The organism is Streptomyces sp. NPDC051105 (genome assembly GCF_040682795.1).
In the GTDB taxonomy this organism is placed as follows: domain Bacteria; phylum Actinomycetota; class Actinomycetes; order Streptomycetales; family Streptomycetaceae; genus Streptomyces.
Map to the genome: position 1 here is coordinate 353,754 of NZ_JBFBBR010000005.1, position 22,717 is coordinate 376,470.

Sequence of the window (22,717 nt, forward strand, 5' to 3'; positions counted from 1 at the left end):
GGCTCGCGACGCCCGGCACGGCACCTCGCCGCGTTGTCGCCCCGGCCCTCGCACCACCCGAGTACATCTCAGTACGCGGCTGATGCTCCGCCTTGCGACGCACCGCACCGGACGCCGCGAGCTTCCCGGCAAACCTTTCCGGTCACCGCACTAGCGGCCGAGCCACCAGCGGCGCAGCCTCGGCCAGATGCCCCGGGGCCTGGCAGGTTCCGGCGCCACGGCCGCGGCCGGCGGGGGTGCCACGGGCAGGGGCTGCGGCTCGGGGGCCGGTGCGGGTGCCGGTGCCGGGGCCGGTACTGCCGGGCGGGGGATGCCGACCTGCCAGTCGGTGCGCTGCGGCGGGACCAGCGCGGGGCTCGGCATGAGGGTCACGTCCTGCTTGGGCTTCGGGTCGAAGCGCACCGGCAGTTCCACCAGGTGCCGGGACGCGATCGACGCATGCCAGCGCAGCTCCTCCTCCTCGCAGTCGAGCTGGATGTCGGACAGCCGGGTCAGCAGCTGGTCGACCCCGACGTCCGCGATGGCACGGCCGATGTCCTGGCCGGGGCACTCGTGCGGGCCGCCGCCGAAGGCGAGGTGGGAGCGGTTGCCCTGCATGTTGGCGTTCAGGTCGGGGCGGACGCGTGGGTCGACGTTGCCCGGGGCGGGCGCGTAGAGCAGTCCGTCGCCCTTGCGGATGCGCTGGCCGCCGAGCTCGGTGTCCTGCTTGGCGAAGTAGGCGAAGACCGTGCTGAACGGCGGTTCGTCCCACAGGGACTGCTCGATCGCCTCCGGCACCGTCATCTGGCCGCCGTTGAGCTGGGCGCGGAAGCCGGGCTCGGTGAGGACCATGCGCAGCGCGTTGGCGAGGAGGTTGGCGGTGGTCTCGTAGGCGGCGTAGAGGACGACCCGCAGGTGCTGGGCGACCTCGTCGTCGTTGAGTCCGGCGGGGTGGGTGATGAGGTGGCTGGTGAAGTCGTCCTCCGGGCGGGCCCGGCGGCGGGCGGTGAGCCGGGTCAGGCAGCCCATCACGTACTCGTTGCTGGCGATCGCGGTCTCGGTGCCCTTGAGCGCGTCCCGGGTGGCCTCCACGATCCGCTCGTTGTACTCCTCGGGCATGCCGAGCAGCTCGCACATGACGGCCATCGGCAGGTGCTCGGAGTACTGGGAGACCAGTTCGGCGCGGCCTCTCTCGCAGAACTCGTTGACCAGCAGCTGGGTGTAGCGGCCGATGAGGCGGCGGATGCTGCGGTGGTCGATGGTGGTCATGGCGCCCTGGACCGCCGCGCGCAGCCGCAGGTGCTCGTCACCCTCGGCGTGCGAGCAGATGGGCTGCCAGGCGATGTGCGGCATGAGCGGGTGGTCGGGTTTGACCATGCCCTCCCGCAGCGGGGTCCAGATGCGGCTGTCGCGGGTGTAGACGGCGGGGGTGCGGACCATCTGGAGGTTCTCGGTGAGTCCGAGGACCGCCCAGATCGGTACGTCGTCGTGGAGCAGGACGGGGGCCACCGCGCCGTGTTCCTCGCGCAGTTTCTCGTACAGCTCGCCCAGGTGGTCGGCGTCGGCGCCGTAGAGCCGTTGCAGTCCGCCGGGTCCGCGGTCGTGCGCCGGGCAGCCGGGCGGCGGGGCCGGGTCCGTGCTGGCGCCGGCCGGGGAGGGGGTTTCAGGCGTCACAGTGATCGCTCCGGTGGGGGTGTCAGGTGAGCGCGCCGGACATGGCGAGCGAGTGCAGGAAGCGCACCAGGGTCATCAGGACGTCCCGGCTGGAGGCCCGGCGGCGGGCGTCGCACTCCACGATGGGGATCTCGGGGGACAGGTCCAGCGCGGTGCGCAGTTCCTCGACGGGGTAACGGGGCGCGTCCGGGAAGGAGTTGACGGCGACGACGAACGGCACCCCGCGTTCCTCCAGGCGTCCCATCACGTCGAAGCTGACTTCCAGGCGCCGGGTGTCGATGAGCACGACCGCACCGAGGGCGCCTTCGAACAGGCCGTTCCACAGGAACCAGAACCGCTCCTGGCCGGGGGTGCCGAAGAGGTAGAGGACCAGCTGGTCGGTGATGCTGATGCGGCCGAAGTCCATGGCCACGGTGGTGGCGGTCTTCGAGTCGGAGCCGTAATTGTCGTCGACCCCGATGCCGGCCTGGGTCATGGTCTCCTCGGTGGTCAGCGGTCTGATCTCGCTGACGGACCCGACCATGGTGGTCTTGCCGACTCCGAAACCGCCCACGATCACGATCTTCACCGCGGCCTGGGCGGTGTGCGGCAGCTGATCCTCGGTGCGGGGGCCGGGGATCGTTTCAGAGCTTTTGAAGTCCATGCATCACCGCTTCGAGAAGTGAACGGTCGGGGAGCGCCTGGCGGACGATCGGCGCTCGCGCCTGCACCAGTTCGGCCGTGATCAGCTCGGTGATCAGTGCCGTCATCGCGCTGAACGGCAGGTTGAGGTAGGCCGAGAGCTCGGCCACGGACAGCGGGGCGAGACAGAGCCGGAGCAGCGCCGCCTGCTCCGGGGCGACCGAGGGCGGTGGGTCGGCGCGCGCCACGATTAAGGTGACGAGGTCGAGTTCGGCCCGTGCGCCGTCGGCACCGCTGATGACGTAGAGCCGCTCGGGGTTCTTGTTGTCGCCGTCCTCGCCGCCGCTCTCGGGGGTCGGCGGCGTGGGCGGGAGTGGCGGCTGGTGTTCCGGCCTGGGCTGACGCCGCTTGCGTTGCGGAGGAGTCATACGGTCTGCCCGTTCCGCCGGGGCGGACTGGTGAGATGGGCGCCGATGCGGACGACGAGGTCGCGCATCATCTCGCTCATCCGGCCGGGTTCGCAGGTCACGTCGGCGAGCACCGCGAGGTAGGCGTTGGCGCCGGCGGACATGAGGTAGAAGTAGCCCCTGTCGATCTCGATGAGGACCAGGTTCATGTCGCCGTTGCTGATCGGGAGTTCCTGGGCGACGGCGGTGGCCAGGCTCTGCACTCCGGCGCACGCGGCGGCGAGCCGGTCGGCGGCGTCGGGGTCACCGCCGTGCCGGGCGATGCGCAGTCCGTCGGCGGAGAGCACGACGATCATCTCGACGCCCGGTACCCCGTCGGCGAGTTGCTTGAGCATCCAGTCGAAGTTGCCTCGCTGCTGGATCACTTGAGGTCCCCCTCGTCGTCGGCTTCGGGGCCGGCCTGGTCGTTGATCAGGTGCAGGTACTTGGTCGGGTTCCGGGTGAAGTCGGTGGGGTGGACACCCGGGTTGTTCTTCTTGAGCCCCTCCCAGAAGGCCTCGACCCAGAGGCCGGGTTCGCGGCGCTCCGGCTCCGGCTGCTCGGGCTCGGCTTCCTTGTGCTGCGACCAGATGGTCGGGGTGCCCTCGCGCTCGGCGCGCTCGATGGCGGCCTGTTCGGCGAACCGCTGGCTGAGCGGGGTCTTCATCCGGCTGCGCCGCTGCGGCAGTCCGCCCGCGGTCCACTCGGTGACCTCGGGGACGTCGTCCTCCATGGAGATCCCGGCGGGGATGCGGGGGCTGGTGGGCCGGCGCTTCTTGGGGGGCCGCTTGGGGCCTTCGAGGGCGCCGAGTTCGGGCTTCGGGATGCCGGTGGCGCCGATGCCGTGGGCGATGCCGGGGGCCGGGTCGGTGGTCATCATGTCGCTGGGCACGATGAGGACGGCCCGGACACCGCCGTACGCCGAGGCGCGCAGCGAGACGTCCATGTCGTACGTGGTGCACAGACGGCCCACGACGGAGAGGCCCAGGCGCGGGTTCTCGCCGAGGACCTGGATGTCCTTGCCCTGCTTGGCCTTCTCCAGCATGCCCTCGATCCGGCCGCGGGCCTCCTCGTTGAGGCTGACGCCGGCGTCCTCGATCTCGATGCACACGCCGGACTGCACCTCGACGGCGGTGACGTGCACCTTGGTGGAGGGCGGCGAGTAGCGGGTGGCGTTGTCGAGGAGTTCGGCGGCCGCGTGGATGAGCGGTTCGACCGAGGTGCCCTTGATGTTGACCTGGCAGATGGAGTGCAGCTCGATGCGCCGGTACTCCAGGATCCGGGACATGGCGCCGCGCAGCACGCTGTAGAGGGCGACGGGGTTGGGCCACTGACGGCCGGGGCGGCCGCCGCCGAGGACGGAGACCGAGTCGGCGAGGCGTCCGATCAGCGCGGTGCCGTGGTCGATGCGCAGCAGGTCGTCGAAGACCTCGGGGTTGCGGCCGTGGTCCTCCTCCATCTCCCGCAGTTCGTGTGCCTGCTGGTGGACGATGGCCTGCACGCGACGGGCGACGCTGACGAACGAGCGCTCCAGGGAGTCGCGCTGGAGGTCTTCCTCGTCGACGATGTCGAGCATGGTGCGGATCAGCCGGCGCTGCGACTCGGGGGCGTGGCGCAGCCGGGGGTCGAGATCGAAGACCTGGCGAATCACCTCTTTGGGGGACTCGCCGGCCTTCAGCCGGTAGAGCGCGGTCGGGAACACCTCTTTGCCAAGGCGCTCGATCTCCTGGTCGCTCGTGGTGAGGCGCTGTTCCAGATACGCGCTGTGACGGGCGTGCTCGGCCTTGGCGTCCTGGAGCCTGCGGCCGCGGCGCAGCGCTTCCGCCGCCGTCACGAGCACCAGCAGCATGCCGACGGCCCCGCACACGCCGACGGCGGTCCGGGCGGGCTCCGCCACCAGGAGGACAGCTGCGGCGGTCGTCGCGGCCATCAGTATGGCGGGCAGCAACAGCACCCGCGCCAGGGAAAGTTCACGGCCATTGGGAGGCGATTGCACACTCACCATGTATGCCTTCTGAGACGAATCGGCTGGGTGTCGGGGGAGTTCGTGGGGGGAAGGTTCATGGAGCAGTCAGGATCTTCCGTATGATTGGGAACAGGCGCACGAATTCACCTCAACTCGGTGCGCCGCGGGCGAGCTTAGTCCGACCGGATCAACGCCGTGTCATATTCGGCAAGCACCTGAAAACGCCCAAACGACTGGAGTACTCTCAGTCGTTTTGTACGCACGGCATGTGTTCGCACACGTTGCGTTACGACGTACAGACGTACGAAGGTGACTCACCGTGACGGGTGAAACAGCCCTCCGAGCCGAAACCTCCGCAGGGTGCGGACGCCCCGATCCGCGGCGCGGCCGCCCGGTTCAGACCCCCGCGATCCGCAGTGCGGCGTCGGCCGTGGCGCGAGCGAACTCGTCGACGGGGCGTTCCGGTTCGGAGCGGTGGATCAGGATGACGCCCTCGATCAGCCCGAAGACGAGGTCGGTCCGCAGCTCCAGCTCCCCCTTGGCGAGCCCCCCGCCTGCGGCCGTCGCGGCGATCAACTGCCGGTAGGCGTCCTTGAGTTCGGCCCGCACGGCATGGAAACCGGCGAACCGCTCGGTGTGCACCTCGGGCAGCAGGTAGAGCGCGCCGAGGTTGTACGGACCGGTGCACAGCAGCTCCACGTCGGCCCGGCACAGCGCCCGCAGCCGCTCCTCGGTCGGGGTCACGTCGTCGGCGAGCAGCTCACGCGCGCAGTCCAGCGACGGCGTGACGGTGGACTCAAGCAGCTCGGCGAGGAGTTCCTCCTTGCCGGAGACGTAGTGGTACATCGACGCCTGCCGCATCCCCGCCCGCTCGGCGACGGCCCGGGTGGTGGTGGCCGCGTAACCGTGGGTGGTGAACAACTCGGCTGCGGCCACGAGCAGTTCGGCCCGCGGATCCAGGCCGCTGTCCGGCCGCTGCGCCGCCCGCGGGCGGCCGACCCGGCGGCCACTGCTCGTCCCCATGCGTTCGATCCTCGCACATGGCACCGTACGGCGATCACCACCAGGCCCGACGGCCGGGCCGCGCACCCCCGGTGAGCCCTCGGTAACCGGGCCGGAACGCGGCGGCAACGCCTCCGACCCGGGCCGCCCCTAATTTCTGTCGGGCGACAGAAACACCGCCGAGCCCACGGAACCGGAGGTCAGCGATGGCGACAGCGACCACGTACGGAGCCCGGGCGCATGCCCGCGCGCAGGAGGGCACCCGCGCCGAGGCCATGCCCGTCGTACCGGCCGCCGACTGGCCTGACCCGCCCTGCGAGGCGGGCCACCTGGTGTGGGCGGAGACGGTCGCGGGCGGCAACTACACGCACCGCGTCCTGGCCCGCGGCACCGAACTGCGCCTGACCGACCCGCACGGCGACGCCTGCGCGCACCTCCTGCTGTATGTCGCCGACCGCCCCTGGGAACGGCTCAACGTCGCCGACACGGTCAAGGTCCAGTGGAACGCCTACCTCGGCGAGGGGGTGCTGCTCCTCTCCGACCAGGGCCGGGTCCTCGCCTCGGTCGTCGCCGACACCGCCGGCCGGCACGACGCCCTGTGCGGCACCTCCACCCTGGTCCGCAACACCGCCCGCTACGGCGACGGCACCCCGCAGTCGCCCTCCCCCGCCGGCCGCGAGCTGTTCAAGCTGGCGGCGGCGAAGAACGGCCTGGAACCGCGCGACCTGCCGCCGTCCCTGTCGTTCTTCCAGGGCGTGGAGGTGCGCGACGACGGCACGCTGGACTTCACCGGCTCGGCCGGTCCCGGCGGCAGCGTCACGCTCCGCGCCGAGCAGGACCTGACCGTACTGATCGCGAACGTCCCGCACCCGGCCGACCCCCGCCCCGACTACGTCAGCACCCCGCTGGAGGTCCTGGCCTGGCGCGCCGCCCCGACCCCGCCCGGCGACCCGCTCTGGGACGCCACCCCCGAGGGCCGCCGCGCCTTCCTGAACACCGCCGAATTCCTCACCGCGAGGGGGCTCGCATGACCACGGGGACCGTCGTCCCGGCCCGCGCCGCCTGGTCCGCCGTGATCCGCGCGGGCGAGACGCTCACCATCACCGACCTGCACGGCAACCAGGCCGTCGACTTCCTCGTCTACGACGCCCACGACACGGCGGTCCGCTACAGCGCCCCCGACACCGTCCACGCCCAGGGCTCCCTCTTCCTCACCACCGGCAGCGTGCTGCTCTCCAACGAACACACGCCGCTGATGACCGTGGTCGCCGACGAGGTCGGCCGGCACGACACGGTCGGCGGCGCCTGCTCCAAGGAGTCCAACACCCTGCGCTACGGCCACCACACCTGGTCGCAGCACGCCTGCGTGGACAACTTTTTGGCGGAGGGCGCGAAGCACGGCCTCGGCAAGCGCGACCTGGTCTCCAACATCAACTGGTACATGAACGTGCCGGTCGAGCAGGACGGCACCCTCGGCATCGTCGACGGCCTCTCCGCCCCGGGCCTGAAACTGACCCTGCGGGCCGAACGGGACGTCCTCGTCCTGGTCTCCAACTGCCCGCAGATCAACAACCCGTGCAACGGCTTCGAACCGACAGCGGTGGAGATGACGATCGGGGCCGCCGGATGAGCTTCGACACCCTGCTGATCGCCAACCGGGGCGAGATAGCCGTCCGTGTCATCCGCACCGCCCGCGAACTGGGCCTGCGCACGGTCGCCGTCTACTCCGACCCCGACCGCTCGGCACCCCATGTCCGCCTCGCCGACGAGGCGGTACGGCTCGGCCCGGCCCCGGCGAAGGAGTCGTACCTCGACGCCGACCTGGTCCTGAAGGCCGCCAAGGACACCGGCGCGGGGGCCATCCACCCCGGGTACGGCTTCCTGTCCGAGGACGCCGCCTTCGCACGCCGCTGCGAGGAGGCCGGGATCGTCTTCGTGGGGCCGACGCCCGAGCAGCTGGAGCTGTTCGGCGCCAAGCACACGGCACGGGCGGCGGCCGAGGCGGCCGGAGTGCCCCTCGCACCGGGCACCGGGCTCCTCGCCGACCTGCCCGAGGCGCTCCGTGCGGCGTCCGCCATCGGCTATCCCGTGATGCTCAAGGCCACTGGCGGCGGTGGCGGCATCGGTATGTCGGCATGTCGATCCGCCGCCGAACTGACCGACGCCTGGGACCGCGTCCAGCGCGTGGCCGCCGCCTCCTTCTCCTCCGCCGGGGTCTTCCAGGAACGCCTGGTCGAGCACGCCCGCCATGTCGAGGTCCAGGTCTTCGGCGACGGCACGGGCCGGGTCGTCACCCTCGGCGACCGGGACTGCTCCCTCCAGCGCCGCAACCAGAAGGTGGTCGAGGAGGCCCCGGCCCCCGGCCTGCCGCCGCACGTGCGCGCACAACTCGCCTCCTCCGCACGCGACCTGTGCGCTGCGGTGGGCTACCGCTCCGCGGGCACGGTCGAGTTCGTGTACGACGCGGCCCGCGAGGAGGCCTACTTCCTGGAGGTCAACACCCGGCTCCAGGTGGAACATCCGGTCACCGAGGAGATCTACGGCGTCGACCTGGTCGCCTGGATGCTGCGCCTGGCCAGGGGCGAGTCCGACGTCGTCCGGGATCCGGGCGAACCGCGCGGCCACGCCGTCGAGGCCCGCGTCTACGCCGAGGACCCCTCCCGCGACCACCGGCCCAGCGCCGGCCTGCTGACCCGGGTGGAGTTCCCGGAGGGGGTACGCGTCGACGGCTGGGTGGAGACCGGCACCGAGGTGACGACGTCGTACGACCCGATGCTCGCGAAAGTGATCGCCCACGGCCCCGACCGCGACCGGGCGCTGCGCGCCCTCGACGAGGCGCTGGCCCGCACCCGTGCCGACGGCATCGAGACCAACCTGGGCCTGGTGCGCGCCGCGCTCACCGAACCCGCCTTCCGGGCCGCCGCCCACTCGACGGCTACCCTCGCCACGGTCACCGACCCGACCCCCCGGATCGAGGTCGTCGCCGCCGGCACGCTCACCACGGTCCAGGACTGGCCGGGCCGCACCGGCTACTGGCAGGTGGGGGTGCCTCCGTGCGGACCGATGGACGACCGCTCCTTCCGGCTCGGCAACCGCGCGCTGGGCAACCCGGAGGGCGCTCCCGGCCTCGAATGCACCCTCCAGGGCCCGTCCCTGCGCTTCACCCACCCCACCACCGTCTGCGTGACCGGCGCCCCGGCGCCGGTGACGGTCGACGGCGCCCCGGTCGCGCAGTGGGAGCCGGTGACGGTACCGGCGGGCGGACTGCTGGAGATCGGCGCCCCCTCCACACACGGCCTGCGCACCTACGTCCTCTTCGCCGGCGGCGGCCTGGACGTGCCCGCCTTCCTCGGCAGCGCGAGCACCTTCACGCTGGGCCGGTTCGGCGGTCACGGCGGCCGGGCGCTGCGCACGGGTGACGTCCTGCACGGCGGCGCCGTGACGGACGGCGTCCCCGTCGCCGAGCGCCCGCCCTTCATCGCCGTCTGGCACATCGGGGCCGTCGAAGGCCCCCATGCCGCCCCGGAGTTCTTCACCGAGGACGACATCCGGGACTTCTACGCGGCCGAGTGGAAGGTGCACTTCAACTCGGCGCGCACCGGGGTCCGGCTGGTCGGCCCCAAGCCGCGCTGGGCCCGCGCCGACGGCGGCGAAGCGGGCCTGCACCCGTCCAACATCCACGACACCCCGTACTCGGTCGGCGCCGTCGACTACACCGGCGACATGCCGGTCCTGCTCGGCCCCGACGGCCCCTCCCTCGGCGGGTTCGTGTGCCCGGCGACCGTCCTGAGCGGTGAGCGCTGGAAGCTGGGCCAGCTCCGCCCCGGCGACACGGTCCGCTTCGCCCCGGTCGACGTGACGGGCGCGCCCCGCCCGGAGATCGTCGACGGCGGTGTCCTGGCCCGCGACGGAGACGTGACCTACCGGCGCAGCGGCGACGACAACCTGCTGGTCGAGTTCGGCCCGATGCAACTGGACCTGGCCCTGCGGATGCGCGTCCACGCGCTGATGGAGGCGGTGACGGCGGCGGACCTGCACGGGGTCACGGACCTCACCCCGGGGATCCGCTCGCTCCAGATCCAGACCGACCCCGGTCTGCTCACCCAGGCCGAACTCCTGTCCGCGGTACGGGAGATCGTCCCGGGGCTGCCGCCCACGGACGAACTGGTGGTGCCGTCCCGCACCGTCCACCTCCCCCTCTCCTGGGACGACCCGGCGACCCGCGAGGCGATCGCCCGCTACATGGCGGGCGTCCGCGACGACGCCCCCTGGTGCCCGTGGAACATCGAGTTCATCCGCCGGATCAACGGCCTGGACTCGGTCGAGGACGTCTATCGCACCGTCTTCGACGCCGAGTACCTGGTCCTGGGCCTGGGCGACGTGTATCTGGGCGCCCCGGTCGCCACCCCGCTGGACCCACGCCACCGCCTGGTCACCACGAAGTACAACCCGGCCCGCACCTGGACCGCCGAGAACTCCGTCGGCATCGGCGGCGCCTACCTGTGCGTCTACGGCATGGAGGGCCCGGGCGGCTACCAGTTCGTGGGCCGTACGACCCAGGTGTGGTCGGGCTGGCAGCAGCGCGGGGCGTTCCGGCCGGGCTCGCCGTGGCTGCTGCGGTTCTTCGACCGGATCAGGTGGTATCCGGTGTCCGCGGACGAACTCCTCGACCTGCGGGCCGACATCACCTCCGGCAGGTTCGTGCCGCGCATCGAGGAGGGGACGTTCTCCCTGACGTCGTACCAGGAGTTCCTCTCCGAACACGCCGATGCCATCGGGGACTTCAGGGGGCGCCAGCAACACGCTTTCGCCGCGGAGCGCGACGCCTGGGAGGCGGCCGGCGAGTTCGCGAGGGCGCAGGCGGCGACGGCACCCGCGTCCACCGCACCGGCCGAGGTGTCCGTCCCGCCGGGCGGCCGCCTGATAGAGGCCGAATTCGCCGCCTCCGTATGGCAGCTGAACGTGGCCCCCGGCGACGAGGTGACCAGCGGCCAAGCCCTCCTCGCCCTGGAGGCGATGAAGATGGAGTCCAGGGTGCACGCGCCGATGGCCGGCGTGGTGACGGAGATCCTGGCGAGGCCCGGCGACCAGGTGGAGGCGGGGACGGCACTGCTGGTCCTGGCGCCGACCGCGAACTGACCGACAGGAGCAACCGACCATGTCCAGCACCGTCTCCCGTGTCCGTGCCGCCTACGCGCGCAACGAAGCGGTCGACCGCCCCGAGATCTGGATCGACCTGCGCCCGTGGGAGGAGGCCGAGGCGGAGGCCCGGGCGATCGACGCGCGGGTCGCGGCGGGCGAGCACCTCCCCCTCGCCGGGCGCCTGTTCGCGGCCAAGGGCAACATCGACGTACAGGGACTGCCCACGACGGCGGGCTGCCCGGCGTACGCCTACGAGCCGGAGTCCGACGCCCCGGTGGTGGCCCGCCTGCGCGCGGCGGGCGCGCTGGTCCTCGGCACGACCAACCTGGACCAGTTCGCGACGGGCCTGGTCGGCACCCGCTCCCCGTACGGCGCGGTCCGCAACGCGATCGACCCGGCCCGGATCAGCGGCGGCTCCAGCTCGGGTTCGGCGGTGGCGGTGGCCCTCGGGATCGTCGACTTCGCCCTCGGTACGGACACGGCGGGCTCGGGCCGGATCCCGGCGGCCTTCAACGGCATCGTCGGCCTGAAGCCCACCCGGGGCCTGGTACCCACCACCGGGGTGGTCCCGGCCTGCGCTTCGATCGACTGTGTGACGGTGTTCGCGCGCACGCTCCCGGAGGCCGAGCAGGCACTGTCGTACCTGGCGGCCCCGCCGGACCGCCCGCTCCGGCCCCTCCCTCAGCGGGCCCCGGGCCCCTGGCGGATCGCCGTCCCGCCGCTTTCCCAGCTCGGCGAACTGGACGAGGGCTGGGCGGAGGCCTACGAGGAAGCGGTCGCGCGTCTGGCCGCTTCGGGCGCCTCGATCCGCCCGCTCGACCTGGCCCCCTTCACCGAGGCGGCGGCGATGCTCTACGAGGGCGCGTTCGTGGCGGAGCGCTACACGGCGGTGGGCCCCTTCATCGACAAGCTGCTCGCTTCCGGCGGCGCAGGCCTCGACCCCACGGTGAGCGGCATCATCACCCGGGCCCGCGACATCCCGGCGCACCGGCTCTTCACCGACCAGGACCGCCTGTCCGCCCTGCGTGCCCGTGCCCTGGCCGAGCTGTCCGACGCGGACGCCCTGCTGCTCCCCACGGCTCCCGGCCACCCCACCCTGGCCGACGTCGCGGCCGACCCACTGGGCGCCAACGCCCGCCTGGGCCGCTTCACCAACTCCACGAACCTCTTCGACCTGGCGGCGGTGGCGGTACCGGCGGGAGAGGTGAACGGCCTGCCGTTCGGCGTGATGCTGATCGGCCCCGCCTTCACGGACGATCGCCTGGCCACCATCGCCCGCGCCCTGGAGCCGAGGGTGAGCCTCGCGGTGGTGGGCGCGCACCTGGCCGGCCAGCCCCTGAATCCGCAGCTCCTGGCGCTGGGAGCGGTACTGGACCGCACGACGACGACGGCACCGACGTACCGCCTCCACGCGCTCCGGACGACCCCACCGAAGCCGGGCCTGGTGCGGGTGGACGAGGACGGCACGGCGATCGAGACGGAGGTGTGGAGCCTTCCGGCCGAGGGCTTGGGCCGCCTGTTGTCGGCACTCCCCCGCCCGATGGCCCTGGGCAGCGTGGAGTTGACGGACGGCAGCCGGGTCCCCGGCTTCCTCTGCGAACCGAGCGCACTGGCGAACGCCGAGGACATCACGGCGTACGGCAGCTGGCGGAAGTACGTGGAGCGCCGGGAAGCGTGACTCACCTGAAGGGGTGCGGGGAACGGCGCGATCAGCCACAACGCACCCGCACCCGTGCCCCCGACGGGTCACCCCACCGACGAGTAGGCCACAACCCCCCGCAGCACCAGATCAACCGCCTTCCGGGCATTCTTCCCCACGGTCGAGCCCTCCGCAGGAGAAGCCGCCGCGATCTGTCCGAGCACGTCGATCACCTGCTTGCACCACCGCACGAAGTCCCCGGCCGGCATCTCCGCCTCCCGCAGCACCTCGTCCAGCCCCGTCCCCGACGCCCACATGTACGCGGCCCAGGCGAAGCCGAGGTCGGGTTCCCGCTGCCCGACGCCCTCGGTCTGGGTGATCCGGAACTCCTCCTCCAGCGCGTCCAGCCGCCCCCAGATCCGCACCATCTCACCGAGCGCGGCCTTGGCCTTCCCGGAGGGCAGCTTCGGGGCCATCGCGTCGTCTCCGACCCGCGCCTCGTAGACCAGCGCCGAGACACACGCGGCCAGTTCGGCGGGGCCGAGCCCTTCCCAGACCCCGGCTCGCAGGCATTCGCTGGCGAGCAGGTCGAGTTCGCCGTACAGCCGGGCCAGCCGCTTCCCGTGTTCGGTGACCTCGTCGCCGCGCAGGTAGTCCAGCTCGGTGAGCAGTGCCACGATCCGGTCGAAGGTGCGGGCGATGGTGTTGGTCCGGCCCTCGATCCGCCGCTCCAGCTGCGAGGTGTCCCGCATCAGCCGGTGGTACCGCTCGGCCCAACGGGCGTGGTCCTCCCGGTCGTTGCAGCCATGGCAGGGGTGCGCCCGGAGCGCGGTCCGCAGCCGTGCGATCTCGCGGTCGTCGGCGGCCTGCGACCGCTTCTTGCGGGCCCGCTCCGGCGGAATGTGCCCGGCCTTGGTGCGCAGCGCGGACGCGAGGTCGCGACGGGACTGCGGAGAACGGGGGTTGAAGGACTTGGGGATCCGCATCCGCTCCAGCGCCTCGACAGGCACCGGGAAGTCCATCGACGCGAGCCGCTTGACCTGCCGTTCGGCGGTCAGCACCAGCGGTCGCGGCCCGTCGTGCTGCTCGAAGCCACGATGGCCGTTGGACCGCCCGGCGGGCAGCCCGGGGTCAAGGACCAGTGCGAGCCCCGCGTACTTCCCCGTCGGCACGTGGATGACATCGCCCGGCTTGAGCTTCTCCAGCGCCACCGCCGCTTCGGCGCGCCGCTCGGCGGCGCCCTGCCGGACGAGTTCGGTCTCCCGGTCCTTCAGCTCGCGCCGCAGTCGCGCGTACTCCTCGAAGTCGCCGAGGTGGCAGGTCATGGACTCCTTGTAGCCTTCGAGTCCCTCCTCGTTGCGCTGCACCTGACGGGAGATCCCGACGACCGACTTGTCGGCCTGGAACTGCGCGAACGAGGTCTCGAGAAGTTCCCGCGACCGGTGCCGGCCGAACTGCTCGACCAGGTTGACCGCCATGTTGTACGACGGCTTGAAGCTGGAGCGCAGCGGATAGGTGCGGGTGCCGGCGAGCCCCGCGAGGTGGTCGGGGCTGAACCCCCGCTGCCACAGCACCACGGCATGACCCTCGATGTCGATGCCGCGCCGGCCCGCCCGGCCGGTCAGCTGGGTGTACTCGCCGGGGGTGATGTCGGCGTGCTGCTCGCCGTTCCACTTGACGAGCTTCTCCAACACCACCGAGCGTGCGGGCATGTTGATGCCGAGCGCCAGGGTCTCGGTGGCGAACACGGCCTTCACCAGGCCGCGTACGAAGAGTTCCTCGACGACTTCCTTGAAGGTCGGGAGCATGCCGGCGTGGTGGGCGGCGATACCGCGCTCCAGGCCCTCCAGCCATTCGTAGTAGCCGAGGACGTGCAGGTCCTCGTGCGGGATCGACGCGGTGCGCTCCTCGACGAGGGCGCGCACCTGTTCGCGTGCTTCCTCGTCGTTGAGCCGGAGGCCGGCGTGCAGGCACTGCTGGACGGCGGCTTCGCAGGCGGCGCGGCTGAAGATGAAGGTGATGGCGGGCAGCAGGCCCTCGGAGTCGAGGCGTTCGATGACCTCGGGGCGTCCCGGTGTCCACACCCGGGACCGCTGCCGGCGCTCCCGCTCCCGGTCGGCCTCGCGCATGGCCCGCCCGCGCCTGCGGTCCTGGTAGGACGGTCTGCTCGCCTCCATCCGGGCCAGCCGGGTGAGATCGGGGTTGACGGCCTTCTTCTGGCCCTCGCCCTCCTCGAACAGGTCGTACATCCGGCGCCCGGCCAGCACGTGCTGGAACAGCGGGACGGGACGGTGTTCGGAGACGATGACCTCGGTGTCGCCGCGCACGGTGTCCAGCCAGTCGCCGAACTCCTCGGCGTTGGACACGGTCGCCGACAAGGACACCAGGGTCACGGACTCCGGCAGGTGGATGATCACCTCTTCCCAGACGGCACCGCGGAAGCGGTCGGAGAGGTAGTGCACCTCGTCCATGACCACATAGCCGAGGCCGAGCAGGGTCTGGGAGCCCGCGTACAGCATGTTCCGCAGCACCTCTGTGGTCATCACGACCACGGGGGCGTCGGAGTTGACGCTGTTGTCGCCGGTGAGCAGGCCGACCTTGTCCGCGCCGTAGCGGCGGCACAGGTCGGCGTACTTCTGGTTCGACAGTGCCTTGATGGGTGTCGTGTAGAAGCACTTCTTGCCCTGCTCCAGGGCGAGGTGGACGGCGAACTCGCCGACGATCGTCTTGCCCGAGCCGGTGGGGGCGGCCACCAGTACGCCCTTCCCGGCTTCGAGCGCCTGGCAGGCCTCGATCTGGAAGGGGTCGAGGCCGAATTCGTACATCTCGCGGAAAGACGCGAGCGCGGTGGCCTGCTCGGCGGCCCGCCTGCGGGCCGCCGCATACCGCTCGGCCGGTGAGAGGTCCTCTGTCATCGTGCTTTCGAGCGTACCGGTCCCCACTGACAACAGGACGATCATTATCCGGAACAGGGGACGACGGACGACGAAGAGGTGCCCGCGCCGTGGAGCGCGGGCACCTCTCGATGGCTGGAACTGACCCGGTCAGGTCACGTCGTCGTAGCCGTTGACCCGCTCCGGGGTCTCGGGCAGCGCGCGGCTGGCGGAGACGGTCTCGATCTCGCCGATGTCGTCGGGCGTGAGGTCGAGGTCGGAGGCCTCGTCGTCGCCGGGGCCCTCGGCCTCGCGGCGGCGCCTGCGCCGGTCGTTGAGCAGCGAGAAGAGGACCGCGCCGAAGTACAGCACCCAGATCGGCCCGGCGAGCGCCAGCATGGAGAGCGGGTCGGTGCTCGGGGTGGCGACGGCCGCGAAGACCGTGATCCCGAGGATCATCGCCCGCCACCAGCCGAGCATCCGCCGGCCGGTGACGATGCCGGTGAGATTGAGCATGACCAGCAGCAGCGGCAGCTCGAAGGAGAGCCCGAAGACGATCACCATGCGGGTGACCAGCTGGAGCAGGTCGTCCAGCGGCAGCAGGTTGCTCACGCTGTGCGGGGTGAACTGGAGGAGCACCTTCGCGGTGGTCGGCAGGACCTTGTACGCGAAGAACGCGCCGCCGAAGAAGAGCGGGACGCCGGTGGCGACGAACGCGTAGGCGTACTTCTTCTCGTGCCGGTGCAGACCGGGCGCGACAAAGGCCCACAGCTGGTACAGCCAGACCGGCGAGGCGAAGACCACACCGGCCATCAGCGACACCTGGAGGGCCAGCGTGAAGGGCGCGAGCAGGCCGTTGATCGTGATCTGCGCGCAGGGATGGGAGTCGGACTTCGCCCTGGCCAGCTCTCCGAAGGCCTGCTCACAGCCGACCGAGTCGAGGACCGGCTTGGTGAGGAAGTTGATGATGTCGTTGTAGAAGAAGGCGGCGACCACCGTCACGATGACGATGGCCAGCATGGCCTTCGCGAGCCGGTTGCGAAGCTCACGAAGGTGATCCCCGAGAGGCATCCGCCCCTCGGGATCCCTCTCCTGTTTGCGGGCAGACTTGGGCAACCCACGTCCTCATCTCGTGCGGCAGGCCGGGGGTCACCGGCCTTGCGTCAGCGCTGGGTGGTGTCCGACGGCTCGTTGACCGGGCGGGAGCTGGTCACGTCGCCGGGGGCCGCCTGGATGGTGCGCTGGGCCTGGGCCTGCTCGCCGGAGGCCGGCGCCTGGGCGGAGGAGGTGGTGTTGCCGCCGTCTTCCTTCATCGCCTTGGCCTCGCTCTTGAGGATGCGCGCGGACTTGCCGAGCGAGCGAGCCATGTCCGGAAGCTTCTTCGCGCCGAACAGCAGGATGACGACGACAAGGATGAGAATGATCTCGGGAGCTCCGAGCCTTCCGAACATAAGTCTTTACCTTCTCACCGAGGCGGCTGGGTGGGGTGCTGTCCGATCAGCCGGACATGTGTCCGAGTAATCGTGCTGACAGCGATCGTAACGCTCGGGGGTAAACGTGAGGCAATCCCCGTGCGTACGCCCGGTCCACGGTACGGGCCTCGTTCTCCGCGCCGCGAGCAGCAGCGTACCCGCCGCGGTGGGCGCCTTGACAGGGCGAAGTGACGCAAAGCGCTTATGGCGCAGTACTCACATCGGTTCCACAGCAGGTCTCAGAGGGAGTCCACAGTCCGCGCGGCGCTCGCCGCCGCCCGCTCCAGGTCCTCGGCGGCCCGGTTGATGCGCCGCGCCGAGTCCGCGACCTGCGCTCCCAGCAGGCGCGCGGCCAGGAAGACCCGGACGGCGAGCACGCCGAGCACGGCGAGACCAACGAAACCCACAGCTACCGCGAACATCGGCCAGAACATGCGGGTGAGCCTAGACGGTGGGGTGCAGCCGCAGGGTCCTGACCCCGCCGCCGGTCAGCAGCTCGATGATCCGCTCGCCCGCGGGCTTGCGGACCAGGACGTCGCAGTCGGGGCAGGTGAAGGAGTAGAACGTGGTCTTGCTGGTGGCTCCGATGGCCAGCCGCAGGGCACTCGCGGTGAGCTCGAAACTGCCCCGGCAGTCCGGGCAGCCGGCCTTGAACACCACGGGGACCACTCTTCTCATCCCGGCGAACGCGGCCGCGACCGTCACGTCCCTCGCGCCTGCGACACCGGAACCCGAAGACTCGTTCAAATCCCTTGCCCCTCCTTCTTGATCGTTCGCCTCCGGAGCACCTCAGCCGGTGCCGAGGGGGTGACCGTGCCCAGCATGGTCGTACGCCGCCAGGGCCTCGCGGGCCGCCCGGCGGGCGCTGTCGGCCAGCTCGGGCGGCGAGACGATCCGGCCGTCGCCGCCGAGTCTGAGTGCCAGCCGGCGCAGGGAGGCCGGATCGGGGGTGCGCAGAGTAATACGCAGTCCGCCGTCGGGAAGCTCATCCGCGCTGTCGTGCGGGTAGTACTCGGCGACCCAGCGGCCGGCCGGGCCGACCTCGACGACCACCTCGGGGTCCTCGGCGGCCGGCTGCACCAGGGCCTCGGACAGGTCCCGAAGCTCGATCTCGGGGGGCGCGGACGGCTCGTCGAGGATCTTGATCTCGGCGACGCGGTCGAGACGGAAGGTGCGCCGGGCCTCGGAGCGGCGGCACCAGGCCTCCACATAGGTGTGTCCGACGCTGACCAGGCGGATGGGGTCGATCTCGCGCTCGGTGACCTCGTCGCGGGCCGGCGAGTAGTAGCGGATCCACAGCCGGCGGCGCTCGGAGATCGCCCGGTCGACGTCGGCGAAGACTCCGCCCTCGGACTCGAAGGTCACCGACAGCCGGGCGCTGGCCCCGGCCGCCTCGCCGGCCGCGGTCTCCACCTTGGCGGTGGCCCGCAGCAGCGCCTGGCGGTCGCTCTCCCGCAGACCGGGCAGCGTGGACACGGCACGGGCGGCCACCAGCAGCGCGGTCGCCTCGTCGGCGGCCAGCCGCAGCGGCTCGGCGGCCTCCTCACCGAGAGCGGCCGCGTTGTGCCACCAGATGCGCTCGCCGTCGGTGTCGATGTCCAGCAGATCGCCGCCCCGGAAGCTGGTACCGCACATGGGCAGCACATCCAGGTCGGAGACCAGCTCGTCCTCGGTGATGCCGAAGGCCCGGGCCACGTCCGCGATCCGGGCGCCGGGGCGCTCGCGCAGATAGGTCACCAGGGAGAGCATCCGCCGGGTCTGGTCGATGGCGTTCACGGGCCTGACCGGTTTGCCTGCCACTGTCTTGCTCCGCTCCCCCTCAGCCCTTGGCCACGGCACGCAGCCGGTCCACCACGTCCGCGCGCAGCTCGGCCGGCTCCAGGACCACCACGTCCGGCCCGAACTCCACCAGCCAGGCGTCCAGACCGTGCCCGTACGGAATCTCCAACTCGTCCCAGCCGTCGCCGAGTTCCCGTACCGTCGTGGCCTTCGCCCGAAGGGGGTAGCCGGAGCCCGAGCGCAGCCGGATCCGCGCCGAGCGGTCGGCGATCTCACCGGCCCAGCTCGCGACGGTCTCCCGGACGGTGACCACGTCCGGGACGGGCACGGTGAACCGGGTGCCCCGGGAGCGCACCCGGCCGGTGATCCGGGACAGCCGGAACACCCGCTCGGCGCCCCGGTCCCGGTCCCAGCCCGCCAGGTACCAGTGGCCGCGCCAGCACTCCAGGGCCCACGGCTCCACGTGCCGGGGCTCGGGACGGGCGGCGGTGGCCTTGCGGTAGTCGAAGACGACCGGGCGGCGGTCGCGGCAGGCCAGCATCAGCGGTTCGAAGGCCGCCTCGTGCACCGGGATGCGCGGTTCCAGGGCGCTGTGCGCCTCGTACGGGTCGACGTCCTCGGGCAGCCCGGCGGCCCGCAGCTTCTGCAGGGCACCGCTGGCCGCGCCGGCCAGCCGGGCCTGCTGCCAGACCTTGGCGGCCAGCCCCAGGGCGGCGGCCTCCTCGGCGTCCAGCGTGATCGGAGGCAGGCTGTTGCTGTCGCGGCGGGCCAGATAGCCGACCTCGCCGTCCAGGTTCTCGACGGTCTCGATCACCAGTCCGAGCTCGCGCAGATCGTCCTTGTCCCGCTCGAACATCCGGTTGAAGGAGTCGTCACTGCCCGCCGCGGATGCCTCGACATATGCCTCGATGGAGTCGCGCAGCTCGCGCTTGCTGAGCGGCCGCCGCGTTCCCAGCAGACACAGCGCCAGGTTCATCAGCCGCTCGGCCTTGGCAATGGCCATCGACGCCCTTCGCCTTCCCTATGGTGCTTCTGACGGATGACCGTACCGCTCCAGAGTGGCACGGCAAAAGCCGGTACAAACAATGAGGACCGAAACGGACAGGACACGACAAACAACGAGGGCCCGCGCACACGGCACGGGCCCTCGTCCAGCCGGCTCCGACCAGGGGCGGCCGGCGCCGGAACGGCGCCGACCAGGCACGGGGCTCAGACCCCGAGCAGGTCCACGACGAAGATCAGCGTCTCACCGGGCTGGATCAGCGGGGTCGGGCTCTGGTTGCCGTAGGCGAGGTGGGCCGGGATGGTCAGCTGGCGACGGCCGCCGACCTTCATGCCTTCCACGCCCTGGTCCCAGCCCTTGATGACACGGCCGCCGCCGAGCGGGAAGCGGAACGGCGTGCCCCGGTTCCAGCTGGCGTCGAACTCCTCGCCCGTGCTGAACGCGACACCCACGTAGTGCACGGTGACGGTCTGGCCGGCCTTGGCCACCTCGCCGTCGCCCTCCCAGATGTCCTTGATCTCCAGGTCGGCCGGGGGCTCGCCGCCCGGGAAGTCGATCTCGGGCTTGTCGATGCTCACGTCTCTCGCTCCTGCTTGTGTACGACACGGAACCCGGACAGTCTTTCATCCCCGCCCGGCTCCCGCCCGCGCGACTACATCGCCGCCAGGATGTCCACCGAGAACACCAGCGTCGACCCCTTCTTCACCACACCGCCGTTCGGCGGGTTGTCCCCATAGGCCAGCTCCGGCGGTACGACGATCAGCAGCCGGCTGCCCACCTTCTTCCCGGTGATGCCCTGCGCCAGCCCCTTGAGGACCTCCTGCATCTGCGCGACCGCGAACTGGGCCAGCCGTCCGCTGTCGTAGGTCTGCTCGAAGGCCTTGCCGCTGTCCCAGACCTCGCCCTTGAACTGGCACAGGACCGTCTGCGAGGACTTCACCTCCGCGCCGTCGCCCTCCAGGACGTAGGTCGACACCAGCGTCTTCGGCGGGTCGGTCTTGGGAATGTCGATCGAGGGAGCCTTGCCGTCGGTGTTGGTGCCGACCTTGGGCAGCGCGGCGTCGCTCTGCGCGACCGCCTTGCCGGTGCTGGAGCTCTTGGAGTTGAAGGAGTTCAGCACATCCACCACGAACACCAGCGTGTCCGTGCCCTTGATACCCGCCTGCGAGTTGCCCGAGGTGCCGTAACCCCAGGTCGGCGGCACGGCCATCAGAACCCGGCTGCCAACCTTCTTCCCGGCCAGCCCGTACCGCCAGCCGTCGATGATGCTGCCCTGGGCCAGCTGCATGAGCAGCGGCGTGCGGTCGTAGGACTGGTCGAAGACCTTCCCCGTGGACCAGATCTGCCCCAGGTAGTTGGCCTGGATGAAGTCGTTCTCCGCGACCGCCTTGCCGCCGCCCGCGATCACCGTCTTGACCGCCAGATCCTTCGACGGGTCCCCGGAACCCTTGGCCACCGTCGGCTTCTCGTCGAACTTCGTCCCCGCCGTGATCGCCGGCAACGGCCCGTCCACGATCTTCGGCGGCGGCACCGACGAGGCGGAACCGGACGGCGCCGCACTGGCCTTGCTGGAAGCGGACTTGTCGTCGCCGCAGGCGGCAAGCGTGACCAGTCCGGCGGGTACGGCGGCAAGGAGAAGAGAGCGTCGGCGCACGGGAACAGCCTCATAATCGATCGATCTTGCGGATGCGTGCGCGCAACTCTACGACGTGACACGGGCGCCGTACGGTAAACGTACGGCGCCCGTGTGGCGTTCGCTCACATACCGGCGATGAGCTTCTCCACCCGATCGTCGACCGAACGGAACGGGTCCTTGCACAACACCGTCCGCTGCGCCTGGTCATTGAGCTTCAGATGCACCCAGTCGACCGTGAAGTCGCGCCGCTGCTCCTGAGCCCGCCGGATGAAGTCACCGCGCAGGCGCGCCCGAGTCGTCTGCGGCGGTACCGACTTGCCCTCGAAGATCTTCAAGTCATTGCAGATCCGAGCGGCTTGACCCTTCCTCTCCAGCAGGTAATACAGACCCCGCCGACGGTGAATGTCGTGATAAGCGAGGTCTATCTGCGCCACCCGCGGATGAGACATGGTCATGTTGTGCTTGGCCCGGTACCGCTCGATGAGCTTGTACTTCATCACCCAGTCGATCTCGGTGCCGATCCGGTCCAGGTCCTCGGCCTCGATCGCGTCCAGGGTCCGGCCCCACAGCTCCAGCACCTGCTCGACCGTGCCGGTGCGGATACCGCGCCGCTCGCAGAAGTCCACGGCCTTCTCGTAGTACTCCCGCTGCACCTCCAGGGCGGAGGCCTCACGGCCACTGGCCAGGCGCACCTTGCGCCGGCCCGTGATGTCATGGCTGACCTCGCGGATCGCCCGGATCGGGTTCTCCAGGGTCAGGTCCCGCATCACCGTGCCCGCCTCGATCATGCGCAGCACCAGGTCGGTGGCCCCGACCTTGAGCAACATGGTCGTCTCGGACATGTTCGAGTCGCCGACGATGACATGGAGCCGGCGGTAGCGCTCGGCGTCCGCGTGCGGCTCGTCGCGCGTGTTGATGATCGGCCGGGAGCGGGTCGTCGCCGAGGAGACGCCCTCCCAGATGTGCTCCGCGCGCTGGCTGACGCAGTACACCGCACCGCGCGGCGTCTGCAGCACCTTGCCGGCGCCGCACAGCAGCTGCCGGGTCACCAGGAACGGAATGAGGATGTCCGCGAGCCGGGAGAACTCCCCGTGCCGCGCCACCAGATAGTTCTCGTGGCAACCGTAGGAGTTGCCCGCCGAGTCCGTGTTGTTCTTGAAAAGGTAGACGTCGCCCGCGATTCCTTCCTCGTGCAGGCGTCGTTCGGCGTCCACCAACAGTCCTTCGAGAATGCGCTCGCCGGCCTTGTCGTGGGTGACCAGTTCGGTCACGTTGTCACATTCGGGTGTCGCGTATTCCGGATGTGAGCCCACGTCGAGATAGAGCCGGGCGCCGTTGCGAAGAAAGACATTGCTGCTACGGCCCCATGACACGACACGGCGGAAGAGGTACCGCGCCACCTCGTCAGGCGACAGGCGGCGCTGTCCCCTGAACGTGCACGTGACGCCGTACTCGTTCTCCAGCCCGAAAATGCGGCGGTCCATG

General features: G+C 70.8%; 20 protein-coding genes. 4 read left to right on the forward strand and 16 right to left on the reverse strand.

The window, feature by feature from the left end; all coding sequences use genetic code 11:
• Positions 1 to 150: 150 nt before the first annotated feature.
• The 6 genes from AB0N16_RS15270 to AB0N16_RS15295 all read right to left on the reverse strand — a co-directional run bounded on the left by AB0N16_RS15270 (position 151) and on the right by AB0N16_RS15295 (position 5,709).
• On the reverse strand, positions 151 to 1,653 hold the full coding sequence (locus tag AB0N16_RS15270; RefSeq protein ID WP_365796764.1) for a cytochrome P450: 1,503 nt from the start codon (positions 1,651 to 1,653) through the stop codon (positions 151 to 153).
• A gap of 22 nt (positions 1,654 to 1,675) precedes the next feature.
• Positions 1,676 to 2,296, reverse strand: coding sequence for an ATP/GTP-binding protein (locus AB0N16_RS15275; RefSeq protein ID WP_365796766.1), 621 nt, complete (start codon positions 2,294 to 2,296; stop codon positions 1,676 to 1,678).
• On the reverse strand, positions 2,277 to 2,702 hold the full coding sequence (locus AB0N16_RS15280) for a DUF742 domain-containing protein (protein ID WP_365796768.1): 426 nt from the start codon (positions 2,700 to 2,702) through the stop codon (positions 2,277 to 2,279). The genes AB0N16_RS15275 and AB0N16_RS15280 overlap by 20 nt, the downstream gene beginning before the upstream one ends.
• Positions 2,699 to 3,106: a roadblock/LC7 domain-containing protein gene (locus AB0N16_RS15285; RefSeq protein ID WP_351700336.1), complete on the reverse strand. Its 408-nt coding sequence runs from the start codon at positions 3,104 to 3,106 to the stop codon at positions 2,699 to 2,701. Before AB0N16_RS15285 ends, AB0N16_RS15280 begins: the two co-directional genes overlap by 4 nt.
• Positions 3,103 to 4,725, reverse strand: a complete 1,623-nt coding sequence (locus AB0N16_RS15290) for an ATP-binding protein (RefSeq protein WP_365796770.1) — start codon at positions 4,723 to 4,725, stop codon at positions 3,103 to 3,105. Before AB0N16_RS15290 ends, AB0N16_RS15285 begins: the two co-directional genes overlap by 4 nt.
• 357 nt (positions 4,726 to 5,082) lie before the next feature.
• Positions 5,083 to 5,709 carry a helix-turn-helix domain-containing protein gene (locus AB0N16_RS15295; protein WP_365796772.1) on the reverse strand — a complete coding sequence of 209 codons (627 nt, stop codon included), beginning with the start codon at positions 5,707 to 5,709 and terminating at the stop codon, positions 5,083 to 5,085.
• A gap of 185 nt (positions 5,710 to 5,894) precedes the next feature.
• Between AB0N16_RS15295 and AB0N16_RS15300 the strand changes: the two genes are divergently transcribed.
• From AB0N16_RS15300 to atzF, 4 genes are read left to right on the forward strand one after another with little or no spacing between them, the layout of a single operon-like run.
• Positions 5,895 to 6,719 (forward strand): urea amidolyase associated protein UAAP1, encoded by an 825-nt coding sequence (locus tag AB0N16_RS15300; RefSeq protein ID WP_365796774.1) that lies wholly within the window; start codon positions 5,895 to 5,897, stop codon positions 6,717 to 6,719.
• The gene (locus tag AB0N16_RS15305) at positions 6,716 to 7,318 is read left to right on the forward strand and encodes an urea amidolyase associated protein UAAP2 (protein WP_365796776.1); all 603 of its coding nucleotides are present in this window, start codon (positions 6,716 to 6,718) and stop codon (positions 7,316 to 7,318) included. Before AB0N16_RS15300 ends, AB0N16_RS15305 begins: the two co-directional genes overlap by 4 nt.
• Positions 7,315 to 10,827, forward strand: a complete 3,513-nt coding sequence (locus tag AB0N16_RS15310; RefSeq protein WP_365796778.1) for a 5-oxoprolinase/urea amidolyase family protein — start codon at positions 7,315 to 7,317, stop codon at positions 10,825 to 10,827. The genes AB0N16_RS15305 and AB0N16_RS15310 overlap by 4 nt, the downstream gene beginning before the upstream one ends.
• Before the next feature lie 19 nt (positions 10,828 to 10,846).
• The gene (atzF, locus tag AB0N16_RS15315; protein WP_365796780.1) at positions 10,847 to 12,508 is read left to right on the forward strand and encodes an allophanate hydrolase; all 1,662 of its coding nucleotides are present in this window, start codon (positions 10,847 to 10,849) and stop codon (positions 12,506 to 12,508) included.
• A 68-nt stretch (positions 12,509 to 12,576) separates the two neighbouring features.
• On the opposite strand, the gene AB0N16_RS15320 is transcribed toward atzF, so the two are convergent.
• The 10 genes from AB0N16_RS15320 to pafA all read right to left on the reverse strand — a co-directional run bounded on the left by AB0N16_RS15320 (position 12,577) and on the right by pafA (position 22,716).
• Positions 12,577 to 15,429, reverse strand: a complete 2,853-nt coding sequence (locus AB0N16_RS15320) for a DEAD/DEAH box helicase (RefSeq protein WP_365796782.1) — start codon at positions 15,427 to 15,429, stop codon at positions 12,577 to 12,579.
• A gap of 84 nt (positions 15,430 to 15,513) precedes the next feature.
• Positions 15,514 to 16,458 carry a twin-arginine translocase subunit TatC gene (gene tatC / locus AB0N16_RS15325; RefSeq protein ID WP_365796784.1) on the reverse strand — a complete coding sequence of 315 codons (945 nt, stop codon included), beginning with the start codon at positions 16,456 to 16,458 and terminating at the stop codon, positions 15,514 to 15,516.
• 47 nt (positions 16,459 to 16,505) lie between these two features.
• Positions 16,506 to 16,793 (reverse strand): Sec-independent protein translocase subunit TatA, encoded by a 288-nt coding sequence (tatA, locus tag AB0N16_RS15330; protein ID WP_362570955.1) that lies wholly within the window; start codon positions 16,791 to 16,793, stop codon positions 16,506 to 16,508.
• A 260-nt stretch (positions 16,794 to 17,053) separates the two neighbouring features.
• A complete protein-coding gene (locus tag AB0N16_RS15335; RefSeq protein ID WP_365796786.1) occupies positions 17,054 to 17,248 on the reverse strand; it encodes a hypothetical protein in 195 nt (64 codons plus the stop codon).
• Between the two features lie 10 nt (positions 17,249 to 17,258).
• On the reverse strand, positions 17,259 to 17,561 hold the full coding sequence (locus AB0N16_RS15340; RefSeq protein WP_365796788.1) for a hypothetical protein: 303 nt from the start codon (positions 17,559 to 17,561) through the stop codon (positions 17,259 to 17,261).
• Between the two features lie 42 nt (positions 17,562 to 17,603).
• The gene (locus AB0N16_RS15345) at positions 17,604 to 18,614 is read right to left on the reverse strand and encodes a WYL domain-containing protein (RefSeq protein ID WP_365796789.1); all 1,011 of its coding nucleotides are present in this window, start codon (positions 18,612 to 18,614) and stop codon (positions 17,604 to 17,606) included.
• Positions 18,615 to 18,633: 19 nt separating this feature from the next.
• Positions 18,634 to 19,596: a WYL domain-containing protein gene (locus AB0N16_RS15350; protein ID WP_365796791.1), complete on the reverse strand. Its 963-nt coding sequence runs from the start codon at positions 19,594 to 19,596 to the stop codon at positions 18,634 to 18,636.
• A gap of 206 nt (positions 19,597 to 19,802) precedes the next feature.
• Positions 19,803 to 20,174 carry an FKBP-type peptidyl-prolyl cis-trans isomerase gene (locus AB0N16_RS15355; RefSeq protein ID WP_360489573.1) on the reverse strand — a complete coding sequence of 124 codons (372 nt, stop codon included), beginning with the start codon at positions 20,172 to 20,174 and terminating at the stop codon, positions 19,803 to 19,805.
• Positions 20,175 to 20,248: 74 nt separating this feature from the next.
• Positions 20,249 to 21,250, reverse strand: coding sequence for an FKBP-type peptidyl-prolyl cis-trans isomerase (locus AB0N16_RS15360; RefSeq protein ID WP_365796793.1), 1,002 nt, complete (start codon positions 21,248 to 21,250; stop codon positions 20,249 to 20,251).
• 104 nt (positions 21,251 to 21,354) lie between these two features.
• Positions 21,355 to 22,716: a Pup--protein ligase gene (gene pafA / locus AB0N16_RS15365; RefSeq protein ID WP_059196529.1), complete on the reverse strand. Its 1,362-nt coding sequence runs from the start codon at positions 22,714 to 22,716 to the stop codon at positions 21,355 to 21,357.
• Position 22,717: the final 1 nt, after the last annotated feature.

Excerpts from the sequence above, each read along its gene's own strand:
- AB0N16_RS15295 (WP_365796772.1), bottom strand. The coding sequence starts at position 5,709 with ATGGGGACGAGCAGTGGCCGCCGGGTCGGCCGCCCGCGGGCGGCGCAG.
- AB0N16_RS15290 (WP_365796770.1), bottom strand. The coding sequence starts at position 4,725 with ATGGTGAGTGTGCAATCGCCTCCCAATGGCCGTGAACTTTCCCTGGCG.
- AB0N16_RS15300 (WP_365796774.1), top strand. The coding sequence starts at position 5,895 with ATGGCGACAGCGACCACGTACGGAGCCCGGGCGCATGCCCGCGCGCAG.
- pafA (WP_059196529.1), bottom strand. The coding sequence starts at position 22,716 with ATGGACCGCCGCATTTTCGGGCTGGAGAACGAGTACGGCGTCACGTGC.
- AB0N16_RS15305 (WP_365796776.1), top strand. The coding sequence starts at position 6,716 with ATGACCACGGGGACCGTCGTCCCGGCCCGCGCCGCCTGGTCCGCCGTG.
- atzF (WP_365796780.1), top strand. The coding sequence starts at position 10,847 with ATGTCCAGCACCGTCTCCCGTGTCCGTGCCGCCTACGCGCGCAACGAA.
- AB0N16_RS15350 (WP_365796791.1), bottom strand. The coding sequence starts at position 19,596 with ATGGCCATTGCCAAGGCCGAGCGGCTGATGAACCTGGCGCTGTGTCTG.
- AB0N16_RS15275 (WP_365796766.1), bottom strand. The coding sequence starts at position 2,296 with ATGGACTTCAAAAGCTCTGAAACGATCCCCGGCCCCCGCACCGAGGAT.
- AB0N16_RS15310 (WP_365796778.1), top strand. The coding sequence starts at position 7,315 with ATGAGCTTCGACACCCTGCTGATCGCCAACCGGGGCGAGATAGCCGTC.
- AB0N16_RS15280 (WP_365796768.1), bottom strand. The coding sequence starts at position 2,702 with ATGACTCCTCCGCAACGCAAGCGGCGTCAGCCCAGGCCGGAACACCAG.
- AB0N16_RS15320 (WP_365796782.1), bottom strand. The coding sequence starts at position 15,429 with ATGATCGTCCTGTTGTCAGTGGGGACCGGTACGCTCGAAAGCACGATG.
- tatA (WP_362570955.1), bottom strand. The coding sequence starts at position 16,793 with ATGTTCGGAAGGCTCGGAGCTCCCGAGATCATTCTCATCCTTGTCGTC.
- AB0N16_RS15335 (WP_365796786.1), bottom strand. The coding sequence starts at position 17,248 with ATGTTCTGGCCGATGTTCGCGGTAGCTGTGGGTTTCGTTGGTCTCGCC.